Source organism: Salinispora pacifica CNR114, assembly GCF_000514775.1.
Lineage (GTDB): Bacteria > Actinomycetota > Actinomycetes > Mycobacteriales > Micromonosporaceae > Micromonospora > Micromonospora pacifica.
In genome coordinates this window covers 82,629-105,351 of the sequence record NZ_AZWO01000008.1, presented here as the reverse complement: position 1 = coordinate 105,351, position 22,723 = coordinate 82,629, and the positions used below count along the sequence as shown (strand labels likewise).

General features: G+C 72.1%; 16 protein-coding genes. 5 read left to right on the top strand and 11 right to left on the bottom strand.

All coding sequences use genetic code 11. The features are described 5' to 3' along the window. Positions 1 to 8: 8 nt before the first annotated feature. On the bottom strand, positions 9 to 1,043 hold the full coding sequence (locus B118_RS0107115; protein ID WP_018827108.1) for a hypothetical protein: 1,035 nt from the start codon (positions 1,041 to 1,043) through the stop codon (positions 9 to 11). A 64-nt stretch (positions 1,044 to 1,107) separates the two neighbouring features. Here B118_RS0107115 and B118_RS0107110 point away from each other — a divergent pair, with 64 nt between their 5' ends. Further along, on the top strand, positions 1,108 to 1,707 hold the full coding sequence (locus B118_RS0107110; protein WP_018221048.1) for an NUDIX hydrolase: 600 nt from the start codon (positions 1,108 to 1,110) through the stop codon (positions 1,705 to 1,707). Here the strand turns inward: B118_RS0107110 and B118_RS0107105 are convergent. Together B118_RS0107105 and B118_RS0107100 are read right to left on the bottom strand one after the other, a co-directional pair. Continuing rightward, positions 1,676 to 2,773 (bottom strand): mannose-1-phosphate guanylyltransferase, encoded by a 1,098-nt coding sequence (locus tag B118_RS0107105; protein WP_018810776.1) that lies wholly within the window; start codon positions 2,771 to 2,773, stop codon positions 1,676 to 1,678. The genes B118_RS0107110 and B118_RS0107105 overlap by 32 nt on opposite strands. A gap of 55 nt (positions 2,774 to 2,828) precedes the next feature. Beyond that, positions 2,829 to 3,974, bottom strand: coding sequence for a glycosyltransferase family 4 protein (locus B118_RS0107100; RefSeq protein WP_026185402.1), 1,146 nt, complete (start codon positions 3,972 to 3,974; stop codon positions 2,829 to 2,831). 149 nt (positions 3,975 to 4,123) lie between these two features. Between B118_RS0107100 and B118_RS0107095 the strand changes: the two genes are divergently transcribed. Continuing rightward, entirely contained in the window at positions 4,124 to 4,813 is a 690-nt protein-coding gene (locus B118_RS0107095) for a TIGR03089 family protein (protein WP_028184715.1), read from the top strand. A 46-nt stretch (positions 4,814 to 4,859) separates the two neighbouring features. Here B118_RS0107095 and B118_RS0107090 read toward each other — a convergent pair whose 3' ends face one another. Both B118_RS0107090 and B118_RS0107085 read right to left on the bottom strand, forming a co-directional pair. Continuing rightward, entirely contained in the window at positions 4,860 to 6,857 is a 1,998-nt protein-coding gene (locus tag B118_RS0107090) for an acetoacetate--CoA ligase (RefSeq protein ID WP_018810774.1), read from the bottom strand. A gap of 163 nt (positions 6,858 to 7,020) precedes the next feature. Then, a complete protein-coding gene (locus tag B118_RS0107085; protein WP_018221053.1) occupies positions 7,021 to 7,539 on the bottom strand; it encodes an acyl-CoA thioesterase in 519 nt (172 codons plus the stop codon). A 56-nt stretch (positions 7,540 to 7,595) separates the two neighbouring features. Between B118_RS0107085 and B118_RS0107080 the strand changes: the two genes are divergently transcribed. Next, on the top strand, positions 7,596 to 8,207 hold the full coding sequence (locus B118_RS0107080; protein ID WP_028192556.1) for a hypothetical protein: 612 nt from the start codon (positions 7,596 to 7,598) through the stop codon (positions 8,205 to 8,207). A gap of 70 nt (positions 8,208 to 8,277) precedes the next feature. Here the strand turns inward: B118_RS0107080 and B118_RS0107075 are convergent, their stop codons facing one another. The 3 genes from B118_RS0107075 to B118_RS0107070 form a co-directional block, all read right to left on the bottom strand. Continuing rightward, positions 8,278 to 10,110: a hypothetical protein gene (locus tag B118_RS0107075; protein ID WP_028192555.1), complete on the bottom strand. Its 1,833-nt coding sequence runs from the start codon at positions 10,108 to 10,110 to the stop codon at positions 8,278 to 8,280. Between the two features lie 20 nt (positions 10,111 to 10,130). Beyond that, on the bottom strand, positions 10,131 to 10,319 hold the full coding sequence (locus B118_RS29965; protein ID WP_018221055.1) for a hypothetical protein: 189 nt from the start codon (positions 10,317 to 10,319) through the stop codon (positions 10,131 to 10,133). A 493-nt stretch (positions 10,320 to 10,812) separates the two neighbouring features. Then, a complete protein-coding gene (locus tag B118_RS0107070) occupies positions 10,813 to 11,976 on the bottom strand; it encodes an acyl-CoA dehydrogenase family protein (RefSeq protein ID WP_018221056.1) in 1,164 nt (387 codons plus the stop codon). A gap of 251 nt (positions 11,977 to 12,227) precedes the next feature. Here B118_RS0107070 and B118_RS0107065 point away from each other — a divergent pair, with 251 nt between their 5' ends. After that, on the top strand, positions 12,228 to 13,655 hold the full coding sequence (locus tag B118_RS0107065; protein WP_026185404.1) for a UDP-glucose dehydrogenase family protein: 1,428 nt from the start codon (positions 12,228 to 12,230) through the stop codon (positions 13,653 to 13,655). A gap of 128 nt (positions 13,656 to 13,783) precedes the next feature. Next, positions 13,784 to 18,679, top strand: a complete 4,896-nt coding sequence (locus B118_RS0107060; protein WP_028192554.1) for an SCO7613 C-terminal domain-containing membrane protein — start codon at positions 13,784 to 13,786, stop codon at positions 18,677 to 18,679. A gap of 142 nt (positions 18,680 to 18,821) precedes the next feature. On the opposite strand, the gene purE is transcribed toward B118_RS0107060, so the two are convergent. From purE to B118_RS0107045, 3 genes are all read right to left on the bottom strand, one after another. Continuing rightward, complete coding sequence (gene purE / locus B118_RS0107055; RefSeq protein ID WP_018221060.1) at positions 18,822 to 19,313, bottom strand: 5-(carboxyamino)imidazole ribonucleotide mutase; 492 nt, start codon at positions 19,311 to 19,313, stop codon at positions 18,822 to 18,824. Further along, complete coding sequence (locus B118_RS0107050) at positions 19,310 to 20,491, bottom strand: 5-(carboxyamino)imidazole ribonucleotide synthase (protein ID WP_018221061.1); 1,182 nt, start codon at positions 20,489 to 20,491, stop codon at positions 19,310 to 19,312. Before B118_RS0107050 ends, purE begins: the two co-directional genes overlap by 4 nt. Positions 20,492 to 20,628: 137 nt before the next feature. Beyond that, on the bottom strand, positions 20,629 to 22,713 hold the full coding sequence (locus B118_RS0107045; protein ID WP_018810770.1) for a thioredoxin domain-containing protein: 2,085 nt from the start codon (positions 22,711 to 22,713) through the stop codon (positions 20,629 to 20,631). Positions 22,714 to 22,723 lie beyond the last annotated feature (10 nt).

Sequence of the window (22,723 nt, the reverse complement as noted above, 5' to 3'; positions counted from 1 at the left end):
GGCCGGGATCAGCCCACCCAGAGCGCGACCCGATGGTCCTCGTCCGTGACGTAATATCGGCTCCCGTCGAGCTCGGCAAGCCCTTCGACGTGGTGAAACGGCGCGAGGTCGGCGACCAACTCACCGGTGATCCGGTGCCCCTGACCCGGAAGCCGGAAGCGGACGTGCCGAGAGGTCACCTCCCCACCCGCCGGGTGGTCGGCCAACAGCACCGAGCCCTTCCCGAGCGCGTCGATCGAACCGATCACCGCCGCGTAGCCACCGTCCGCGGTGGGCGCCATCGCCCGGAAGCCGGCCAGCGCGCCGGGCGGGGTCACCCCCGTCAGCACGTATCCGCCCAGCGCCTCCGGCCAGGTCGGGCGGGGCGCGAAGAGCTGGGGCACGCCGGCCAACTCGACCAGGATCGGGTCGCCGTCGGCGGTGACCGGGAACCGAAGCCCGAGCAGCGCCGTGCCGGCCGGGGTGAAGGCGACCGCCTCCACATTCAGCGGCAGGTCGTCGGCGGCCAGCCGCTCGACCCAGCCCTTGGACCGGGCGGTCCCCCGCGCCACGGTGGCGCCGATGAACCGGGAGCGAACCTGGTCTCCTGGCGGCAGCGGCACGAACGGGGCCTTGAGCAGGGCGTCGTTCACCGCTCGGTGCAGCCGGAAGCGATTGCGTACCACCTGCACCGGCAGCGGGCCGTGGGCTGCGTCCTGCTCGCGGAACCGGGCCACGAACGCCCGCCGCGGACGCAGCGGGCCGGCCTTCGACCCGAAGTGCGACCCGAAGACATACACCCAGCCGTCGTGGTGGGCCAACGCCTCACCGTCCTCGGTACGGCCGTTCTCGGCTCCGGCGTCGGCGGTCACGTGCTGGGCCGTCCAGGTGCCGTCGGCAAGCTCCAGGAGCAGCGCGAGGCACTGCTCCACCGGGCCCTCGTCCAGCACTGTCCAGAAGCCACGCCGAGCACCGTGGGCGCGCAGCAGCACCGGCGAACGCACCGGGAGTAGATCACTGGCCTCGTTGTCGCCCACCACGAATTCCAGGAGTCGCAAAGTCACCGGCCAAGCGTACGAACACCGCACCCGTAGGGTTGCGGGCGCACCCGAACACCAAGGAGGGCCCTTGTCAACGCCGGATCTCCACGCCGACCCGCCGCCCAATCCCGCCCTGCACGCCGACGCTCTCACCGTGCTGCGTGGCTGGACGCCCACCTCGGTGGCCGCCGCCGAAGCCCGAGACCGAACGCTGGACCTCCTCGCCGCCGGGCCGGAGGCGATGAGTCGGACGCACCGGGCCGGCCACGTCACCGCCAGCGCGCTGGTGCTCGACGCCACCGGTTCCCGGGTGCTGCTCTGCCTGCACGGCAAGTTCCACCAGTGGGTGCAGCTCGGCGGGCACTGCGAGCCCGCCGACCCGACGCTGGCCGCCGCGGCGCTGCGGGAGGCAACCGAGGAGTCCGGCGTGACCGGCCTGCGGATCGATCCGGTACCGATCGACGTGGACATTCACCCGGTCACCTGCCAGGGCGGCTCATTCCACTACGACGTACGCTTCGCCGTCCTCGCCCCACCGGGCGCGCAGACCCAGGTCAGCGAGGAGTCCGAGGAGCTGGGCTGGTTCCCACCACACCAGCTTCCGACCCCGTTGGCCGGCGGAACCGCCCAACTGATCACGCCGGCCCTGGCGACGCTCAGACGAGCCCCACTTCACCCCGCTCCTTGAGCTCGTCAACGAGTTGTTTCACGTTCTGGGCGCGGTCACGCGGGCAGACCAGCAACGCGTCCGGGGTGTCAACCACGATCAGATCGTGCACCCCGACTGTCGCGACGAGCCGGCCCGAGTGCGGGACAACCACCAGGTTCGTGCTGTCCCGCAACAGGACACTGGGCTTCGCCTCCCCGCCCAGGACCATGTTGCCGGCCGCATCCGCCGGCAGGACCTCGCCGAGGGTGTGGAAGTCACCGACGTCGTTCCAGCCGAAGTCGCCGGGGACGGTCGCCACCCGGCCCGCGGTCGCCGCCCCCTCCATGACCGCGTAGTCAACCGAGATCTTCGGCAGCGTCGGCCAGACCGTGCCAAGCACCTCGTCCTGCTTCTCGGTGCCCCAGGCGGCGGCGATCTCGAGAACGCCCGCGTGCAGTGCCGGCTGCTGGCGGGCCAACTCGGCGAGGAAGACATCCACCCGCCACACGAACATGCTGGCGTTCCAGAGGTGCCGGCCAGACCGGAGGTACGCCTCCGCCACCGCGGCGTCCGGCTTCTCCTTGAACTCGACCACCGGCCGCAGCGACCCGGCCCCGGTCGGCTCCCCGGTTTCCAGGTAGCCGTAGCCGGTCTCCGCCCAGGCCGGGGTGATGCCGACGGTCATCAGCAGCCCCTGCTCGGCGCCCTGGGCGGCCTGGCGAACAGTCTCCCGCCACCCGGCCGGGTCACCAATCAGATGGTCCGCCGCGAACGAGCCCATCACCGCGGTCGGCTCCTGCCGGGCGATCACGGCGGCGGCCAGTGCGATCGCCGCGCACGAGTCCCGCGGCGACGGCTCGACCAGGATGTTCTGCTCCGGCATCCCGGCCAACTGGCGGGCCACCGCGGTGGCGTGTGCCAGGCCGGTGACCACGAAGGTGTGTTCCGGCGTCGCCAGCGAACCGAGTCGCTCCACAGTCGCCTGCAACAGCGATGCGGCGGACCCGGTGAGCGGGTGAAGGAACTTTGGATGCCCGGCGCGGGACAACGGCCACAGCCTGGTGCCGCTGCCACCCGCCGGGATGACGGCGTAAATCACCCGCACATTCTCCCTGAACTGATCGACTCAGGCCGCAGGGTCAGCCGAACCGGCACCCCGTTCACGCACGGGCCCGCGACCAGGCGGCGAGGTGCACCTCGGCGCTGGACTGCCAGGTGAACTCCTTGGCCCGGTCGAAACCGGCCTGGGCCAGTGCCAGCCGGCGGTGCTCGTCGTCCAGCAACGCGACGAGGTCGGCGGCGATCTGATCCGGCGCCTCGCTGGTGTAGGCGACCGCCTCGCCGCCCACCTCGGGCAGGGACAGCCGGGGTGTCGTCAGCACCGGGGCGGCACAGGCCATCGCCTCCAGGATCGGCAGGCCGAACCCCTCGCCGTACGACGGGTAGGCGGAGACCAACGCCCCACCGAGGAAACCTGGCAGGTCGGCGTAGCGCAGGTAGCCGGGGCGGAGCAGCCGCAGGTGTGACGGCACCTCGGCGACCGCGCGATCGATCTCGTCGTCGTGTCCCTGCCCCCCGGCGACCACCAGGGCCGGCGGCTGGTGCCGGTCCGCCACGGCCCGCGACCAGCCCCGAATCAGGTTGGGGACGTTCTTGCGGGGCTCCTTGGCGCCGAGGAACGCGATGTAGCTCTGGCTGCCGAGCCCCAGCCGAGCCCGGACCCGGGCCTTCTCCTCGGCGCTCGGGGCGTGGAACGCGGCGTGATCAACGCCGTGGTACGCGACGTCGATCCGGGTCGGGTCGGCGTCCAACAGCCGAATCAGCTCGTCCCGGGTGGCTTTGCTGGGCACGATCACCCGGTCGGCACGGCGCAGCGACGTCCGGATCGCGCTCCGGAAGAAGGTGCGACGTGACTTGTCGTAGTGCTCCGGCTCGGTGAAGAAGGTGGCGTCGTGCACGGTCACCGTGACCGGACAGCCCGCCCGCAGCGGGCAGGTGTAGAAGGGCGAATGCAGCACCTGGGCGCCGACCTGCTGGGCGAGCAGCGGCAGGCCGGTCTGCTCCCAGGCGAGCCGGGCGGGCCGGTGCGCCACCGCGGCCGGGGCGGGGATGACCTCCGCCCCGGGCAGCATCCGGGAGTAGCGCTCAAGGTCCGTTCGAAGGCTGACCACGACCAGGTCGACGCTGGTGCCGCAGACCTTCCCGAGCGCACCGAGCAGGCCATCAACATATCTACCGACGCCGCCACGATCGGCGGGAACACTCGTGGCGTCAATGAGCACACGGGGCGGGCTGCCGGCGGTCAAGGGGCGACTCCTTGCACTCGGGGGTGTGGGGTACGACACTTTCGCCGTAAGCCTACGCCGCGCCGGCGCTCAGGCGGTGACTGCGACCCGACGGCGAACCAAGTCGTCGTCGCCTCGGCGCCGGGCGGCGGAGCGTATCGTTCGCGCTGATGGCCGACAACCTTGCCCGGGTCCTCGCCGACGCGATCGCACCCGACCCGACCAGACCGCTGCTCACCTGGTACGACGACGCCACCGGCGAACGCACCGAACTCTCCGGCGCGACCTGCGCGAACTGGGTGGCCAAGACCGCCAACCTGCTGGTCGACGGGGTGGGACTCGCACCCGGCGATACCGCCGGGGTGCTCCTGCCCCCGCACTGGCAGACCGCCGCCGTGCTGCTCGGATGCTGGTCGGCCGGCCTCACGGTGGCCGAACCGCCGGACGATGTGGACGTTCTCTTCGTCGCCACCGGCCGGCTGGCCGAGGCGGAGGCCGCCAGCGCCGGGGACCGCTACCTGCTCGCGCTGGACCCGTTCGCCCGGCCACTGCGGGAGGTGCCACCGGGGTACGCCGACTTCGCGTCCGAGGTACGGACACACGGCGACCACTTCGGGGCGCCCCCGCCCGGTGGGTCGGACCAGGCTGACCTGGCCGCCCGGGCCACGGCGCGCGCCGCGGACCTCGGGCTCACTCCCGGCACCCGGGTCCTGATCGACGTTGACCGCTACCCGGACCCGGTCGACTGGCTCCTGGCCCCGCTGACCGCGAGCGCCTCCACGGTCCTGGTCGCACACGGCGACCCCAGTCGTCTCGGCGCCCGCGCCGTCGCCGAGCGGACCACCCTCACCCTGCCCTGATCCCGCGGTCGGTGTCACCCGGGCCCTGGTCGTCCGGGCACCGCCGTCACCGGGCTCCCCGGTCGGCGGGGTCGTCGTGGGCGGCTCGGCGCTGGGCCAGACCGGCGAAGGCGGTCAGCGACTCCGGGTTGGCCAGCGCACCCCGGGCCGCCGCCGAGTCGACGGGGGTACCGGTCAGGATCTTCTTGACCGGTACCTCCAGCTTCTTCGCCGACAGGGTCCGCGGTACGGCTCCGACCGGATGGATCTCGTCGGGCACGTGCCGGGGCGACAGGGCGGTACGCAGTTCCCGGCAGATCCGCTTCCGCAGCGCATCATCCCACTCCACGCCCCCGGCGAGCACCACGAACAGAAGCAGCTCACCAGCGCCGCCCTCGGCGTCCTCCAGGTGCACGACGAGAGAGTCGACGACCTCGTCCAGCCCTTCCACGACCGAATAGAACTCGGCGGTGCCGAGGCGAACCCCACCCCGGTTCAATGTCGCGTCGGAGCGGCCGGTGATGACGCAGCCGCCCCGCGGGTTGATCGTGATCCAGTCGCCGTGTCGCCAGACGCCGGGGTAGCGGTCGAAGTACGCATCCCGGTAGCGGCTGCCGTCGGCGTCGCCCCAGAACCCGACCGGCATGCTCGGCATGGGTTCAGTGATCACCAGCTCGCCCAGCGCACCGATGACCGGGGTGCCGTCGCCGGAGCGCGCCTCCACCTTCGCCCCGAGCGCCCGGCAGGTGATCTCGCCCGCGTGTACGGGCAGCAGCGGAGTTCCGCCGACGAAGCCGGTGCAGACATCGGTTCCACCGGAGAGCGACTGGAGTTGGAGGGCGTCGCCGACGTTCCGGTAGACCCAGTGAAAGCCCTCGGGGGGCAGGGGCGCTCCGGTGGAGCCGACCCCGCGCAGGCCGGACAGGTCGGCGAACTCGGTGGGGACCAGCCCGGCCTTGCGGCAGGCCAGCAGGAACGGCGCCGACGTACCGAGGTAGGTGGTGCCGGTGCGCTCCGCCAGCCGCCACAGCGTGCCCAGGTCGGGGTTGCCCGGGTCGCCGTCGAAGAGCACGATCGCCGCCCCCACGGCCGGCCCGGAGACGAGGAAGTTCCACATCATCCAGCCGGTCGTGGTGAACCAGAAGAACCGGTCCGCCGGACCCAGGTCGTGGTGCAGGGCGAGCATCTTCAGGTGCTCGAGCAGGATGCCGCCGTGGCCGTGCACGATCGGCTTGGGCAGGCCCGTCGTGCCGGAGGAGTAGAGCACGTAGAGCGGGTGGTCGAAGGGCACCGGTGCGAAGGTGAGTGGCTCGTCGGTGGCCGCGGCGACGTCGGCCCAGGCGATCGCGTCCGCCGGCGGAGGACCGGCCGGATCGAGGTAGGCGATGCCGACGGTGTGTGACAGCGACGGCAGGGCGGCGCGGATGGCGGCCACCTCGGCTCGCCGGTCAATCGGCTTCTGGCCGTAGCGGTAGCCATCAACGGCGACCAGAACCTTCGGCTCGATCTGCTGCCAGCGGTCGGTCACGCTCCGGGTGCCGAACTCCGGCGCGCAGGAGGAGAAGATCGCGCCGAGGCTGGCGGTGGCCAGCAACAGTACGTACGTCTCGGGAATGTTCGGGGCGTACGCGGCCACCCGATCGCCCGCGCCGACACCGAGCCGGCGTAGCCCGGCGGCGACCCGGCGCACCTGCTCCCGCAGCTCGGCGGCGGAGAGGGTGACCGGTGGCCGGGTCTGCCCGTGGGCGATCACCACCGGGTCGGCGTCGGCGCGGCCCGGCATCCGCAGCACGTTCTCCGCGTAGTTCAGGGTGGCGCCGGGGAACCAGCGGGCACCGGGCATGCTCCGCTCGGCGAGCGGGGTCGTGGCCGGGGCGTGCGACACGACCTCGAAGTGGTCCCAGATCGACTGCCAGAAGGCGGGCAGGTCGGTGACCGACCAGCGCCACAGCTCGTCGTAGTCGGCGAAGTCCAGCCCCCGGTGCGTGCGCAGCCAACGCAGGTAGGTCCCGATCCGGGTTCGCTCACGCACGTCCGCCGGCGGCGTCCACAGCACCTCACCCATCGCTCCACCCTCCCTCGGCCCGGCACGACGCTGTCCGGCCGTGGCGCCATCTTGCCCTACCTCGGGGCGCCGTAGCCCGCACCTGGTCCGGACGATCGCGGACGCGGGCGATCCAGCGCCGCGCCGCACCGCCGGCTTTCCACCGATCTGGACCGGCGACGACTCAGCCGCGCCGGTGTGCCTGGATCGCCCGCCGGCGGGCGAGTCGGTGCGCCCGCCGGATCTCCGCCTCCCGGAAGCGCCGCTGGTCCGCGACGGTCTCCGGAGCCAACGGTGGGACCGGACGCGGACTGCCGTCGGCGTCGACGCCGACGAAGACGAGGTACGCGGTGGCGACCCGCACCGGCTCCCCCTCGGCTGAGTCCCACCGTTCGGCGGTGACTCGCACCCCGACCTCCATCGAGGTCTGCCCGGCCCAGTTGACCTGGGCATAGGCGTGCACCAGGTCTCCGACCCGCACCGCCTCGGAGAAGACGATCTCGTCGATCGCCGCGGTCACCGCCGTTCCACCACTGTGCCGGGCGGCGGCGGCCCCGGCGACGTCGTCCACGAACTTCATCAACACCCCGCCGTGCACGGTGCCGTAGAGGTTCACATCGACAGCAGTCATGATTCGACTCAGCGTGACCCGGGAGTAGGCGGTCGGCCGACCCGGTGCGGTGGTGGCGGGGTACTCGCTCATATCGGAGACGGTACGGTGCGCGGATGCGACATCTATGGAGCTTCCTAGCGGGTCTCGTGGTGGCACCCGTCACGTGGATCCTGGTTACTCTCGGTCAAGATGGATCGGCGCGTACCGTCAACCGCTGGATAGACATCGGTCAGTTCAACTCGGCCAACCTCATCGAGCCCGCGGTCTGGCTGGTCGTCGGCGGTGTCCTGCTCGGACTCCTCGGCACGCTGCGCGTCTCGCCGATCGGCCCGATCGTCGCCGGGCTGCTGCTCGCCACCCCGTACCTGGGGTTGGCTCTCCGTCCCTTCGCTGTCCGCGACCGCATCCCGACAGACTGGGAGGTCCTCGGCGACCCGCTGCCGCTACTGCTGCCGCTGGAGAACGGGACGCTCTTCCTGATCGGCCTGCTGCTGCTGGTCGCCGGCTTCAGCGGTCAACGTTGGCGGCAGTGGCCGACGACCAAGGCGGAACCGAAGACGGCGGAGAGCCCAACCCCATCGGACACCCCGCTCGACGACTGGCCGCCCACACCGGTTCGGGGCACCACCCAGCCGGTTCCGGGCAGCCCGAAGTCCGACCCGACCGAAGCGCTACCCCAACAGACCGACGCCGAGAACCCCTGGCCCGCTCCCGCGCCGGGCAGCCCCCGGCAGACGACCACCACCGGGCCGCGCTGACCTGCCGACCCGAGCCCCACGTCCGGCCCGTTCCCGGCCGGCCGGAGGTGGGGCATCCGGGGGTGCCTCGTCAGGGCCGGTAGTCGTCGTGGAGAACGACGCGGGAAAACTCATAGCCACCTTGGGTGCGCCAGTAGTGCAACCGCCGAGCGGCGGCCGACTCCCGCTGCAGGGCCACCCGCCAACAGGTCGCACCGTCAGCACGACGCAGATAGCCACTGCCGGCCCGGCCGGTGCGGATCTGATGCGGGTACCGCCCGGCGAGGTGCTGGACCTGACCGGTGAGCACCTCGACCACGACCGTCACGACCTTCGCCCGGCTGATGCCCTCCAGCTGTTCCAGGGAGTCCAGGAAGCCGGGACCCAGAACGTACGAGGCGAGCGGCCTGCCGGCCTTCTCGGCAGCGGGAACGCGCTGTGCCCACTCGCAGGTGACCTCATAGCGGAACTGTTCCTCCGGATCGAGAAAGAGGGTCGCCTCCCCGGTCGCTGGCTGACCAGCGCGGTCCTGGGCGCTCCGGAGCTGCTTGACCAGCCGCTGCCGAGCCAGATCGGCGCCGCGGTAGCGGGTCTGTAGCTGCTCGATGGCGCCAACGGCCCGCGCGAGCTCGGCTTCCAGCTCAGCCGCCCGGAATCGCAGATCCGCCAGCTCGTCGGCGAGGGCCTTGCGAGTCGCCTGCTCGGCTGCCAACTCATTACGCAGCTGTACGACCTGGGCTTGCTCCCCTGCTGGCGCCGTGCTGGCAGGACGCGCCAGCACCGGATGCAGGGCCGAGGGAAGGCGTCGGGCCACATCCAACGGCGTCGGCTGCCGCGCCGGCACCGTCCGTACGACAGGCTGCGGTGGCGTGGCGGGCGGCAGCGGGGGCGCCGGTGGTCGAGGCGTCGATGTCGGCGCGGGCCGCGGGTCGGGCGGACGTAGCCAGGCAGGCCCGCCGGGGAGCAGACTCAGCGCGGGCTTCACCTGCTCCGTGTCGTCAACGTCGTCGAACCGCAACGCCAGTGGTGTGAGCGTGACGAGACGGCCGGCGACGATCTCCCCAACGCTGAACAGTCCGCTCAGCCGGTCTCTCCGGTTGGAGGTGACCGCATCCAGGCCGACCTCGACGGTGAGCCCGGGCAGAAGTCGTACGGTGACAGCTTCGTCGGCCACCGCCACCACCTCGGCCAGCACCACATCACCGACCTGGTACGCCTCGTTGACAGCCACCAGGGCGCTGGGGACGTCAACGAAACGCAGCGCCGCCCGCAGGTCTAGACAGCGCGAGACCTGGTCATAGCTGCCCGTGACCGCCTGTCCCCTGGTGAGCAGTTGATCCAGGGCAACGCCGGGGAGTGTCAACTCCTCCCACACTGTCGCCACCGCCTGATCGTCCAACGTCACGAGCGCTCGGGACCCGATCAGACCCTGTACCCGTCCCGACCGACGCTGGGCCTCGGGACGAGCGCGGGGTTCGACCAGTCCGGCCGACAGCGCCGCCTGCAGCGCATCGCTGATCAACTGTTCGGTGATGCGACGACGGTCCTGGCGGGAGTAGGCGAACCGCAACCTACTGCGGGTCGGGTCACCCACCCAACTGTGATCGACCGAGTACACCCGCCCCGCCCCGCCGTAGACCTGGGTCATCGGCGGCATCACCCGCGAGAAGGCCCAGGAGACATCGCTCGTGGGCATGAGTACCACCTCAGCCAGATCCCCCACTGCCGCTTTGAGCTCATCGGGATCACCGAACGGCTCGTCATACCCGGTGGGCAGGGTGAGTACCGCGACCGGCCACCGCCGCCCCGGCGTCAGCAACCGGTGGGCGAGTTCGCTGGCCTCAGTCGCGGAGGTGATCCGCTGTATCGCCGCCGGCGGCGGGGCGGCACCGGCGGCCACCTCCCGAATGGGCACCTGCCCCATCAGTTCCGACCTCCTACCAGTTAAAGCTGTAACGACCGCAGCATCGGGGCGACGGCCAGCCCGGGCAGGCTGGCACTGGCCCGTACGGTCGCCGGCGCCAGACCGGTAGCGCGGATCTCCCGCCAGGAGGGATTGGAGCGGACGTTACGGCCCTCGACGAATTCGAGGGTGCGGGACAGACCGCCCGGAGGGGACCATGGACGGGTCACCTGGTAGGTACCGACGAGGGGCCGGCCTTCCCCCTTGGGAACCCGAGCTAAACCGTATAGCGACTATGCAAGGGGACAGTGGACGGCACAAGGCGAAGAGCACGTCGGAGCCCCTGCCTTGCCCGTTTGACTGACCACTGCCGACAAAGTTGTTGACACTGGCGCCCACTCGGGGGAACGACAAATCGTTGTCGCCATGGCAGCGCCCGCCGGTGCGGCTCCGCCTGTCCCCGGTCGTCCATGAGGGGTTCCCTCGACACCAGCACGCCGTCGGAGTAGCACAACCAGTGCAGGTCGTCGGAGGTCGAGGGAGGTCGTCGTGGTCGGCTAGGTAGGTAGACCGAGGAAGATCAGCCCGAGCGTGGCGACGAAGATCGCCGGCAGGGTGGTCGCGTGCCGCAGTTCGCCCCTAAGGGTGATCGTTCAGTTACGGCGAGCAGGCACGCCACCCGTGCTCGGGGAACCCGACCGAGCTACCAAAAGCAGCTTCCGATCAACCCTTCAGAAGCTGCCGCGCCATGACGATTCGCTGCACCTGATTGGTGCCCTCGTAGATCTGGGTGATCTTCGCGTCGCGCATCATCCGCTCGACCGGGTAGTCCCGGGTGTAGCCGTAACCGCCGAGCAGCTGCACGGCATCGGTGGTGATCTCCATGGCGGCGTCGGAGGCGAAGCACTTGGCCGCCGCGCCGAAGTAGGTCAGGTCGGCGTCCCCTCGCTCGGACCGGCCCGCTGCGGCGTAGGTCAGCTGCCGGGCCGCCTCCAGCTTCATGCCCATGTCCGCGAGCATGAACTGAATGCCCTGGAAGTCGGCGATCGGCTTGCCGAACTGCCGACGCTCCTGCACGTACCCCTTGGCGTGGTCGAGCGCGCCCTGCGCGATGCCCACCGCCTGCGCGGCGATGGTGACCCGAGTGTGGTCCAGGGTCTGCATAGCGGTGGCGAAGCCGGTGCCCTCCGCGCCGATCATGCGGTCGGCGGGGACACGGACGCCGTCCAGGTAAACCTCACGGGTCGGCGAGCCCTTGATCCCCAACTTCTTCTCCGGTGCGCCGAAACTCACCCCCGGGTCGGACTTCTCGACCACGAAGGCCGAGATACCCCGGCTCCGGGCGGTCGGGTCGGTAACCGCGAATACCGTGTAGAACTCGGACACCCCGGCGTTGGTGATCCACCGCTTGACGCCGTTGAGTACCCAGTCGTCGCCGTCCCGGACCGCCCGGGTGGTCATCGCGGCGGCGTCGCTGCCCGCCTCCGGCTCGGACAGGCAGTACGAGAACATCGCGTCGCCGGCCGCCACCGGGGTCAGGTACTTCCGCCGCAGCGCCGCGGACCCGGCCAGAATCAGCGGCATCGTACCCAGCTTGTTGACCGCCGGAATCAGCGACGAGGAGGCACAGGCCCGCGCCACCTCCTCGATCACGATGGCGGTGGCGAGGGCATCCGCGCCGGCGCCGCCGTACTCGACGGGGATGTGCGGGGCGTGAAAGTCAGCCGCCCGCAACGCGTCGAAGGACGCCTTCGGGAACTCACCGGTCTCGTCCGCCTCAGCGGCGTGCGGTGCCACCTTCGCCGCGCAGACCTCCCGGACCGCTTCCCGGATCGCCTGCAGCTCATCGGTCAATCGATAGCCGTCGAATGCCTGCTCTGCGGCCATGTCGGCCCCTCCTCTTCACCGCTATCATGCGCAGTCTGTAGCGTCACCTGACCGCGGACCGCGCAGACTGAAGGATAGCGACCCCGGAGTCGGGCGATGTTACCGCCGCGTAGGCCACGAAGTGTCGCACCGACCGGCCCGCGCGGGAGCATGGTCACACAAACGAACAACCCCACCTTCGGTGCCCCTGGCAGGCGCCGCGGTCGACAGCGACGCCACGAGCGGCGCCAGTGCGAGCGGAGAAGACAGGCGTGACGATCCCGTACCCGAACACCCAGCCAGTACCTCCGATCGGGGCGGTAACCCCCCCATCCGGCGCCCCTCGCCCCCGAGTGACCTTCCTCGGCACCGGCTACCTCGGCGCGACATACGCCATCTGCTACGCCGAACTGGGCTACGAGGTACTCGGCTTCGACGTGGACGCCGACAAGATCGCCATGCTCAACGCGGGCGAGGTGCCGATCCACGAGCCCGGCCTGGACGAACTGCTCAAGCGCAACCTCGCCGCCGGGCGGCTGCGTTTCAGCACCGACATGGCCGAGGTCGCCGAATTCGGGGACGTGCACTTCATCTGCGTCGGCACCCCGCAGCGGGCCGATGCGCTGGGTGCGGACCTGTCGTACGTCGAGGCAGCCGTCACCAGCCTGGCGCAGCAGCTCACCCGCCCGGCACTGATCGTCGGCAAGTCCACCGTGCCGGTCGGCACCGCGGAGTGGGTCGAGCAGCTGGTGAGCAAGCACACGCCGGCCGACCTGGGCATTGAGGTCGCCTGGAGCCCCGAGTTCCTCCAGGAGGGCTTCGCCGTCGACGACGTGCTCCGCCCGAACCGGATCGTGGTCGGCGTCAAGAGCGAGTGGGCCAACGGCATGCTCTACGCCGCGCACAAGGGCGTCTTCGACCTAGCCGCCACCGAGGACCGCGAGGTGCCGATGGTGGTCACCGACTTCGCCACCGCGGAGCTGGTGAAGGTAGCCGCGAACGCCTTCCTGGCAACCAAGATTTCGTTTATCAACGCGATGGCGGAGGTCTGCGAGGCCGCTGGCGGCGACGTGACCCACCTGGCCCGGGCGGTCGGCTTCGACCCCCGAATCGGCAACCGGTTCCTCCAGGCCGGTCTGGGCTTCGGTGGGGCCTGCCTACCCAAGGACATCCGCGCCTTCCAGGCCCGGGCGCAGGAACTGGGCGCTGGCGAGGCGCTGCGTTTCCTGCACGAAGTCGACCTGATCAACCTGCGCCGCCGGACCCGAGTGGTCCAACTCGCCGCCGACCTACTCGGCCGGCGCACCGGCCCGGCCGGCCCCGACCTCTCCGGTACCCGAATCGGCGTGCTCGGTGCGACCTTCAAACCCAACACCGACGACGTCCGCGACGCCCCGGCCCTCGCCGTGGCATCGCTGCTCCACAAGGCCGGCGCTGACGTGCACGTCTACGACCCAGAGGGGATGGAGCGTGCCCGTGCCGTGGCGCCCGAGCTCAGCTACGAGCCGGGCATCAACGAGGCGGTGACCGGTGCCGACCTGATCTGCGTCCTGACCGAATGGGCTGACTTCCGCAACGCCGACCCGGTCACGCTCGGCGCCCTGGTCGCCGGGCGCCGGGTGGTTGACGGTCGCAACTGCCTCGACCCAACGTTGTGGACACAGGCTGGCTGGGAGTACCGCGGCATGGGCCGCCCCTGACCCGTCGCCGGCCGCGCTCCGCGGAGTAGGGCGCCACGCCCCTGGACCCGCCGCCGGCAACTGTCGAAATCCGCGCCAGCATTGGGCATGCTGCGACAGTAAGGTCCGCCGTGCGGCTGGAGGGTGTCGTGGTGAGCTATCAGTGCTCCTCGTGCGGCCGGGAGTTGAAGCCCGCCGCCCGCTGCCCACACTGCGGCGCGCAACAGCCGCAGCGGCTCGAACACCTGGCGGAGATCGAACGGTCGATCGCGGAGATGAAGGCGCGGGACGCCGAAATCGCCGGGGAACAGCGGAAGATCGCCGCCAAGATGCAGGCTGCGCTCTTCCAGCGGGACATCCTCGCGCATGCCGGTGAGGAGAACGTCAAACAGGCCACCCGTCCCCGGCGCGTACTCCGTCGCCGGCCAGACCGGCGGCCACCGACCGCTCCCCCCGGCACACCGCCCCGGGTACCCCGGCAGGGCACCTCGTCCGGGACGGCGGAGCCGCCGCCCCCGACCGCCGGTTGGCTTGACGCCGACAACCCCGAGCATCCGCCGGAGGCGTCCAGCCGCGAGGTGCAGAACATTCCCCTCGGGCTCGGCGCGTTGCTGCTCGGCGTCGCCGCGGTGGTCTTCGCCGCCGTCGCCACCAGTTCCCTGGACGCCCTCGCCCGGCTGGGCGTGCTCTGCCTGGCGACGGTCCTGATGCTGCTCGCCCCGCCGGTGCTGGCCCGACGGGGGCTCACCTCCACCGCCGAGACCATCTCCGCCGTCGGCCTGCTCCTGGTGCCGTTGGCCGGGTACGCGCTCTGGTCCGTAACCAGCGTCGACGACGCATCCCGGGCGGTGTTCGCCGGGGCCGTCTGCGCGGTCACCGCCGGGGTTGCCCTGGCCTACGGCGGCTGGACCGGACTCCGCGCACCACGGTTCGCCACGGTGCTGGCCCTCCAGCCGATCCTGCCACTGCTTGCCTACGACCGAACCAGCGCTCCGGCGGGCTGGGCCGCGGTGCTGGCCCTCGTGGCCGTCCTGAACTTCTCGCTGGCCGGCTCCGCCGTCACCCGGGCCCGACCGGTCCGCCAGGACCTACCCGAGGCACCCCCGACCCCATTGACCACAGCTGGGGGCCAGACCGGCCCGGAGCGGCCCCCGGACACCCCTGTCGCCCCGCGTCAACGATCGGGGGCGGGCCGACGAACCGATGGCGGGGCCGACCAGGTGCTCGGTGGGGACGGCGCCGCCGTCCGCCCAGTGCCCGGGCTCCGCGAGTTGATCTTCATCCTCTACAGCGTCGCCGCTCTGGCGGCCCTCGGCTACGCCAGCACCGCGCTGCTGCGGGTGACCACCGTGCCGGCGACGGTCGGAGCGGGAGCCGCGCTCCTGCTCGCCGCCACCGTGGCCGGCGCGGGGATGCTGGCGACTCGCCGCGCCCCGTTCCCCGACATCGGCACCGGCCTGCTCACCCTCGCCGTGATCAGCGCGTCGAGCCGGCTCGCCTGGGTGGCCGCACCCGACCAGGCACTACTTCTGATCACCGCCGGTATCGCGCTCACCGGGCTGGTCGTCCGGGCGGTACCGACTGTCCTGCGACGCGGCCCGCAGTCCGCCTCCGCCATCGCGTTGACCATCAGTGGTGTCGTCGTCGCCGCCGGTGCCCTGCGCGCCGGAGTGACCCCGGTCCGCGCAGCCCTCCCGGCGTGGACCGCCGACCTCGACCGCTACCCAGCCCAGCTGGCCGCAGTGGGCGCCCCCGTCGCCAGCCAGCTCGCCGCCAGCGCACTGCTGCTGACCGTGGCCGCCACGGTCGCCCTGCCGCCGAAGATCCGCCGGGAGTTCGCGGTGGTGGGCGCCGCGCTGACCGCGCTCGCCGTGCCCGCCTCGTTCGGACTCGGCTGGACTGCCGCGCCGTGGCCGATGGTGGTGGCGGCGGTCGGGATCGGGGTGGCCGGGTTGTCGGCGCGGAGCACACGCGCGGCGCGAGCACACGCCGTAACCGCCGCCGGGGTGGGGCTGTTCGGTGCCGGAGCCGGCCTGACCCGGCCGTCGTTGACCGCCGCCGTCCTGCTCACCCTCTGTGTGGCGGGCGTGCTGGTGGCGGTGGCACCCCGGCTCCGGGCCACCTCCGTCGGAGCGGAACTCCTCTCCGGCTGGGCCGCGGGCGGGGCGGCCTTCGCCCTGCCCGGCACGGTGGCGGCGGTCGTCGCCGTGCCGGCAGCGTCCACAACCGCGCTGCGGGAGGTGACCGTCGCGCTGCTGGCGGCGAGCTTCCTCGCGGTCTGCGTCACGCTCGGTTACGCCGCGCTCGTGCAGGTTTCCCACCGGCATCTCCCGATGCCACTGGCGACGGGGGCGGTACTGGGCGCCCTGGCCGTCGCCGCGGCCTCGTTCGTGGCGCCCGCCACCACCGCCGCCGACGCCTGGGTCGGCGCGCTGCTGGTGATCGCCGCAGTGCTCCTGTTCTTCGCGCCTTCCGTCGACGCCCGTCGCCGCTCCGACCTCCGCCTGGACGGCTCCGACCTGGCCAGCGCCGCGGTAACCGCCGCGCTGGTCGCCACCCTGGTTCGGATCGCCGCTGTCCTTGCGCCGGGCGCGCAGCTGGCGGTCGCGGCCGGGCTGCTGCTGGTCGTGGCCGTGGCTGCCCGCGCACTTCCACAGCAGTGGCGGCGGGGTCCAGTTCTCGGTTTGGCCCTGGGGGGCGGGCTGGTCGGGCTGCTGGCCGCCGGGATGGCGCTCCGCGGGGGCATCGGCGTCCTGCTCACCGCCGGCCCGATCTGGGCCGGCGACCTGAACACGTGGCCGGCCGCCCCGATCGGCGGCTCGACCTGGCAGGCGCCAGTCGCGCTGGCGCTGCTGGCGATAGCCGCCGCGGTCCTGTTACCGCCGCCCTGGCAGCACGACGTCTCCGGCGCGGCCGTGGTCCTGGCCACCATCGGCGCACCGGCCGCGTTCGCGCTGCCGTGGTGGTCGCCGGTGCTGGTGGGTTCGCTGGTCGCAACCGGGTACGGCCTGGCGTCGGTGGCGTCGGTGGAGGCTCGGGCCGCGTTCTCCCGGGCCGTCGTGGCCGGCGTACTGGCGCTGCATGTCGCCGGCGCTGGGCTGGTCCGGCCGTCGACGACCGCACTGGCCCTCGGCAGCATCGCGCTGATCGGTGTCGCCGTGGCGGCCCTCGCTCGCGCCCTTTCCCCGCCGCTGGGCACCGATGTGGACGTCGCGGGACCGCCACCCCACCCGACGCTGATCGGTGGTGCCGCGACCGGGGCCATGCTCTTCGCGCTACCCGGTGCGGTGGCCGCCCTGACCGCCGAGTTCGGGCACTCGTCGCGGGTGGTGCTGATCGCCGCCCTGGCCACCTCCGGCCTCAGCCTGACCACCGTGTTTGCTGCCCGACACCGGGTTCCGCAGTACCTGCCCTGGGCCAGCGCCGCGCTGGTCGCCGGCGCCACGGTAAGTGCCCTCGCCGCCATCCCCGCCGGCCTGCAGGTCGGGGTGTACGCCGCCGCGGCTGCCCTGATCGGTGTCCTCGCCGAGCTGAGCCGTGGCACCACCGAGCCGCCGGCCGGGCTCGCGGCACCGACTCGCCGATGGCGAGTGCTCGGGGGTGCCCTGGGCCGCTCCACCGGGCCCGGTGCCCGACGGTGGCGAGTGAACCCGGCCACCGGGGCGCTCGCCGCGGCGACGCTGCCCACGGTGCTGGCCCTGGTCTCGCTCGCACCGGCGCTGCACGTGGCGCTGGTCGAGCCGCACCGAACCCTCAGTCACACCTGGCAGGGCCCGCCGCCGGAGCTACTTCTGCCCGCACCCGCGGCGGCGGACCCGACGCACGTGCTCACCGCGCTGCTGCTGACCGCCGCCGCCGCGCTGGCTGCGGTCGCTTTCAGTGGCGGCCGGCGCAGTCGGGCGGTGCCGGTCATCCTGCCGGGTGCGGCGGTGACCCTGCTAATCACGCCCGTGGCGCTGGATCTCGCCTGGCCGGCGAGTACGCTCGCCGGGCTCACCGTGTTCACCCTGGCCATGCTCGGGCTTGCGCTCACGCCACCGCCCGCCCTGGTGGAGCGGGCCCGCTCGCTCCGGCTGGCCCGGATACTCGTCTTCGGCATCGGTCTCACCGCCGGCGGCGCGGGGCTGGCCGGCAGCCTGGCCACGGAGAACCTGACCCTGGTCACGCTCGGCGGCGCGGTGGGCGTCGGTACGGTGGCGGCGCTCTTCGGCGCCACCGGGCACGCCCGCATCCTCGGCTGGCTGTTCGCCGCCCTGATGGCGCAACTCTTCGTACTCACCACCGGCCTGGTCGCCGGTCTGAGCGCGCGCTGGTCGGCGTTCGGCGTCCTGGCCGTCGGGGCGGCCCTCCAGGTCTTCGCGGCCACCCTGCCGCGCCTGCGTCGCCCGGAGGCGGGGCGGGAGGCGGCCACGGTGGAGTGGAGCGGTTTCGCCGCCGCGCTGATCGCCCTGGCGCTGGCCTACGACTCGCCCCGGCACATCGCGGCCCTGCTCGCCGCCGGGGGCGCCATCCTCGGAGTGGCGGCGGCCCGGCCGGGCCGCCGCGACTCCGAGCGGCGGATCCTCTTCTGGGCGGTGGTGAGCTGCGAGATCACCGCGTGGTGGATTCTGATGTGGGTGGCGAACGTGGCCCTGCCCGAGGCCTACACCCTGCCGTTCGCGGTGCTGGCCCTGCTCGTCGGCGTACTGGAGCTGCGCCAACGAGCCGAGATCAGCAGCTGGGTGGCGTACGGACCGGCGCTGGTGACCGCCTTCGCTCCGACCCTGGCGATCGTGCTGGTCACCGAGAGCAGCATGCTGCGCCAGGTGCTGCTGCTACTCGGGGCAGCGGCGGTGCTGGTCTTCGGCTCGCTGCGGCAGCAACAGGCGCCAGTGATCGTCGGGGCCACGGCCACCGCGATCACGGCGATCCACGCGCTGTTCAGCCTCGGGCCGTGGCTGCTGCTGATCCCCGTCGGTCTCCTCCTGCTGGTCCTCGGGGCCAGCAACGAGCGTCGCCGTCGGGCCCAGGAACGCCTCCAGGCCGCCCTGCGCGGTATGCGCTAGCCGACGACTGGCCAGCCGGGGCCCACCTTCGGGCCAACGGCGGGGCCGGCGACAGCGGACCAACCGGATCCGGCGCGGCGCGGCTCGCGGAACACCGGGATCCGGGCACCGCTCAGCCGGAACACCCAGATCCGGGCACGGCTCAGCTCAGCGAGGCGTGCAGGGCCGCGTTCTTCTCCGCGACCACCTGCTCCAGATCGGATTGGTACGCCGCCATCCGATCGAGCAGCGCCCGGTCCTCGACACCGAGGATCCGGACCGCGAGCAGACCGGCGTTGCGGGCGTTACCGATCGAGACGGTAGCCACCGGCACGCCAGCGGGCATCTGCACGATGGAGAGCAGCGAATCCATCCCGTCCAGATACTTCAGGGGCACCGGCACCCCGATCACCGGCAGTGGGGTGACCGAGGCGACCATGCCCGGCAGGTGTGCCGCACCCCCCGCCCCCGCGATGATCACCTTTACGCCACGGTCAGCGGCGTCGCGGCCGTACTCGATCATGCGAACCGGCGTCCGGTGCGCGGAGACCACCTCGACCTCGTACCCGACCCCGAACTCTTCCAGCGTCTCGGCGGCGGCCCGCATCGTCGGCCAGTCCGAATCGCTGCCCATGATCAGCCCGACCGTGCTCATCCGTGCCCCTCCCGCAGCCAACGGGCCGCCCGCGCCGCCCGGCTGCGTACCTCGTCCAGGTTCTCGCCGAGTACGGTAACGTGGCCGATCTTGCGACCTGGGCGCACCTGCTTGCCGTACAGGTGCACCTTCGCGCCCGGCTCAGCGGCGAAGAGATGGTGCAGGCGCTCGTCGATGGAGATGCCGCCCGGCTCACCGCCCAACACGTTCGCCATCACCACCACCGGCGCGGCCAACGAGGTGTCCCCCATCGGGTAGTCGAGCACCGCCCGTAGGTGCTGCTCGAACTGTGAGGTCCGGGCGCCCTCGATGGTCCAGTGCCCGGAGTTGTGCGGCCGCATCGCCAGCTCGTTGACCACGAGACGACTGCCCGTCGTCTCGGCCGGGTCGGTCACCTCGAACAACTCGACGGCCAGCAGACCCACCACGCCGAGCTCGGTGGCGAGGTCGATGGCGAGCTGCTGCGCACCGACCGCCAGCTCCGCCGGCAGATCCGGTGCGGGGGCCAGGACCTCGACGCAGATCCCGTCCCGCTGCACGGTCTCGACCACCGGGTACGCGGCGACCTGCCCGAACGGGGATCGGGCCACCTGCACGGCCAACTCCCGGCGCAGCGCCACCCGCTCCTCGGCGATCAGGCGCATCCCGGTGGCCAACAGCGTGGCCGACAGTTCGGCCGCCTCGGCGGCGTCCTCAACCAGCCACACGCCCCGGCCGTCATAGCCGCCCCGGGCCGCCTTGAGCACCACCGGCCAGCCCACGGCGTCGCCGAAGGATTCAAGCTCGGCCGGGGTCTCGACCGGCCGCCAGGCCGGGTTCGGCAGGCCCAGCGCCGCCAGACGTTCCCGCATGACCCGTTTGTCCTGGGCGTGCACCAACGCCTCGGCCGGCGGGAAGAGCTTGACGCCCTCGCCGGCGAGGGCCTCGATGTGCTCGGTGGGCACATGCTCGTGGTCGAAGGTGACCACGTCGCAGCCCTTGGCGAAGGTACGCAGCGCCGCGAGATCAGTGTGCTCGCCGTACTGCACGTCGGCGGCCACCAGGGCGGCGCCGTCGTCGGGAGCGAGCGCGAGCAGGCGCAACGACTGGCCAAGGGCGATCGCGGCCTGATGGGTCATCCGGGCCAATTGGCCGCCACCCACCATGCCGACAACAGGCAGACCGGTGTGGGAGTCCATAGCCAGGTCAGCGTATCCGGCCAGCAGAGCCAGCCCGCCACCCGGGCCCGCCACCCGCCACCCGCCACGCCACAGCCCGGCGCCGCCGGCCGGCCCGCCCAGTCGCCACCGGCCCACCAGCCGGGCCGACCGGCCGGCTACCGGCCCGTCAGCTGCGCCACCAGGTCGTCAACTCCGGTTACCGGCCGGTCGCAGACGAAGCCCCGACAGACGTACGCGGTGGCCTGCCCGTCAACCAGCTGCCGACCGGCGAGCAGCGGCACCCCGGGCTGATCTGGCCGCCCCGCCACCACCACAGCACCCGGCGGGGCGTACCGGTGCGCCGCACGCACCAACGGCTCACCGGCCGGATCGGGGGTCACCACCGCGATCTCGTACGGGCCGGCGAGCAGCGCCGCACCGGCGGTGGCCGCGTACCCGGTGAAGCGGGCGTGCGCGGCGATGACCGGCGCCACGGTGGCCAGTGCCGCCTCCGCCGCCTCCCGGTAGCGGGTCTCGCCGGTCAACGCCGCGTACGTGACCAGGGCGGCGACGATCGCCGACCGGCCGGACGGGGTGGCGTTGTCGGTGGGGTCGGCGGGCCGGCTGACCAGCCGCTCCGCGTCATCAGCGGTGTCGTAGAAGCTGCCCTGCGGTGCGGCGAACCGCTCCAGCGCCACGTCGAGGAGCTGCCCCGCCAGGGTCAGCCACCGTCCCTCGCCGGTCAGCTGGTGCATCGCGCAGAACGCCTCGGCCACGCAGCCGTAGTCCTCCAGGACTCCGGCGGCCTCGCCGACCCGGCCGTCCCGCGAGGTGCGGCGCAGCCGCCCGGCCACGATGTGCACTTTTGCCAGGTGCTCGGCCGCGTCCCGCATGGCGCCGTCGGCGACGATCGTCACGCCCTCCACCAGGTTGGCGTCCGGCCCCGGAGCGTCCTCGGCGAAGCTGGCTACGACCTGCTGGAACTCGGCGATCGCGGTGATCGCGAGCCCATTCCAGGCGGCTACCACCTTGTCGTCGCGGGCCGGCTGCGGGCGGGTGTCGCGGACCATCAGGAGCCGGTGCGCGATCTCCTGCCAGCGGGACTGCACCTCCGGCGCCGCATCGTCGACGTCCCGGGCCAGCCGGAGCACGCTGGCCGACTGCTCGGCGGCTGCCGCCCCGGTCGGGGCGGCGGCGTGGGGGCTGAACGAGCCCTGCTCGGTGACCGCGAACAGGTCGGCGGCCCACCGGCCGTCCGCCTCACCGAGGGCCGCGACGAGCTGGGCGGGGGTCCAGACGTAGGTCAGCCCCTCCACCCCGGCGGCGTCGGCGTCCAGCGCGGAGGCGAACCCCTCGCCCGGCCGGTGCAGCTCATCGGCGAGGAAACGGGCCGTGTCCCGGGCCACGCGACGGGCCATCGGGTCACCGGTCAGCCGCCACAGGTGGGTGTAGACCCGCAGCAGCAGGGCGTTGTCATAGAGCATCTTCTCGAAGTGCGGCACCAACCACTGTCCATCCACGCAGTAGCGGGCGAAGCCCCCGGCTAGCTGGTCGTACAGGCCGCCCCGGGCCATCGCCTCCGCGGTGTGTCGAACAAGCTCCAGGCTCCGCTGGTCGCCGGTGCGCTGGTACTGCCGCAGCAGGAAGAGCAGGTTCAGGTGCGGCGGAAACTTCGGCGCCCCGCCGAACCCACCGTTCGTCTCGTCGTACTCCGCGCCGAGCCGGTCGGCGGCGGCGGCGAGCAGGTCGGCGGTGAACGGGGCGGCCGGACCCCCGACCGCCTGGGCACCGCCAATCGCCTCGACGACCGCGGCACCCTGCTGGAGCACAGCGCTGCGCTGGTCCCGCCAGGCGGTGGTGACCGACTGGAGCAGTCGGAGGAAGTTGGGCTTCGGGAAGTAGGTGCCGCAGAAGAACGGGGTTCCGTCCGGGGCGGCGAAGACGGTCATGGGCCAGCCGCCCTGCCCGGTCATGGCCTGGGTCGCGGTCATGTAGACGGCGTCTACGTCCGGACGCTCCTCGCGGTCTACTTTGATCGCCACGAAGCCCTCGTTCAGCAGCGCGGCCACCTGCTCGTCGGCGAAGGACTCGTGCGCCATGACGTGACACCAGTGGCAGGCGGCGTAACCGACCGAAATCATGATCGGGACGTCTCGGCGGCGGGCCTCGGCGAACGCCTCCGCGCACCAGGGCCACCAGTCGACCGGGTTGTCCTTGTGCTGGAGCAGGTACGGGCTGCTGGCGTCGGCGAGTCGGTTCACGAGACGACCC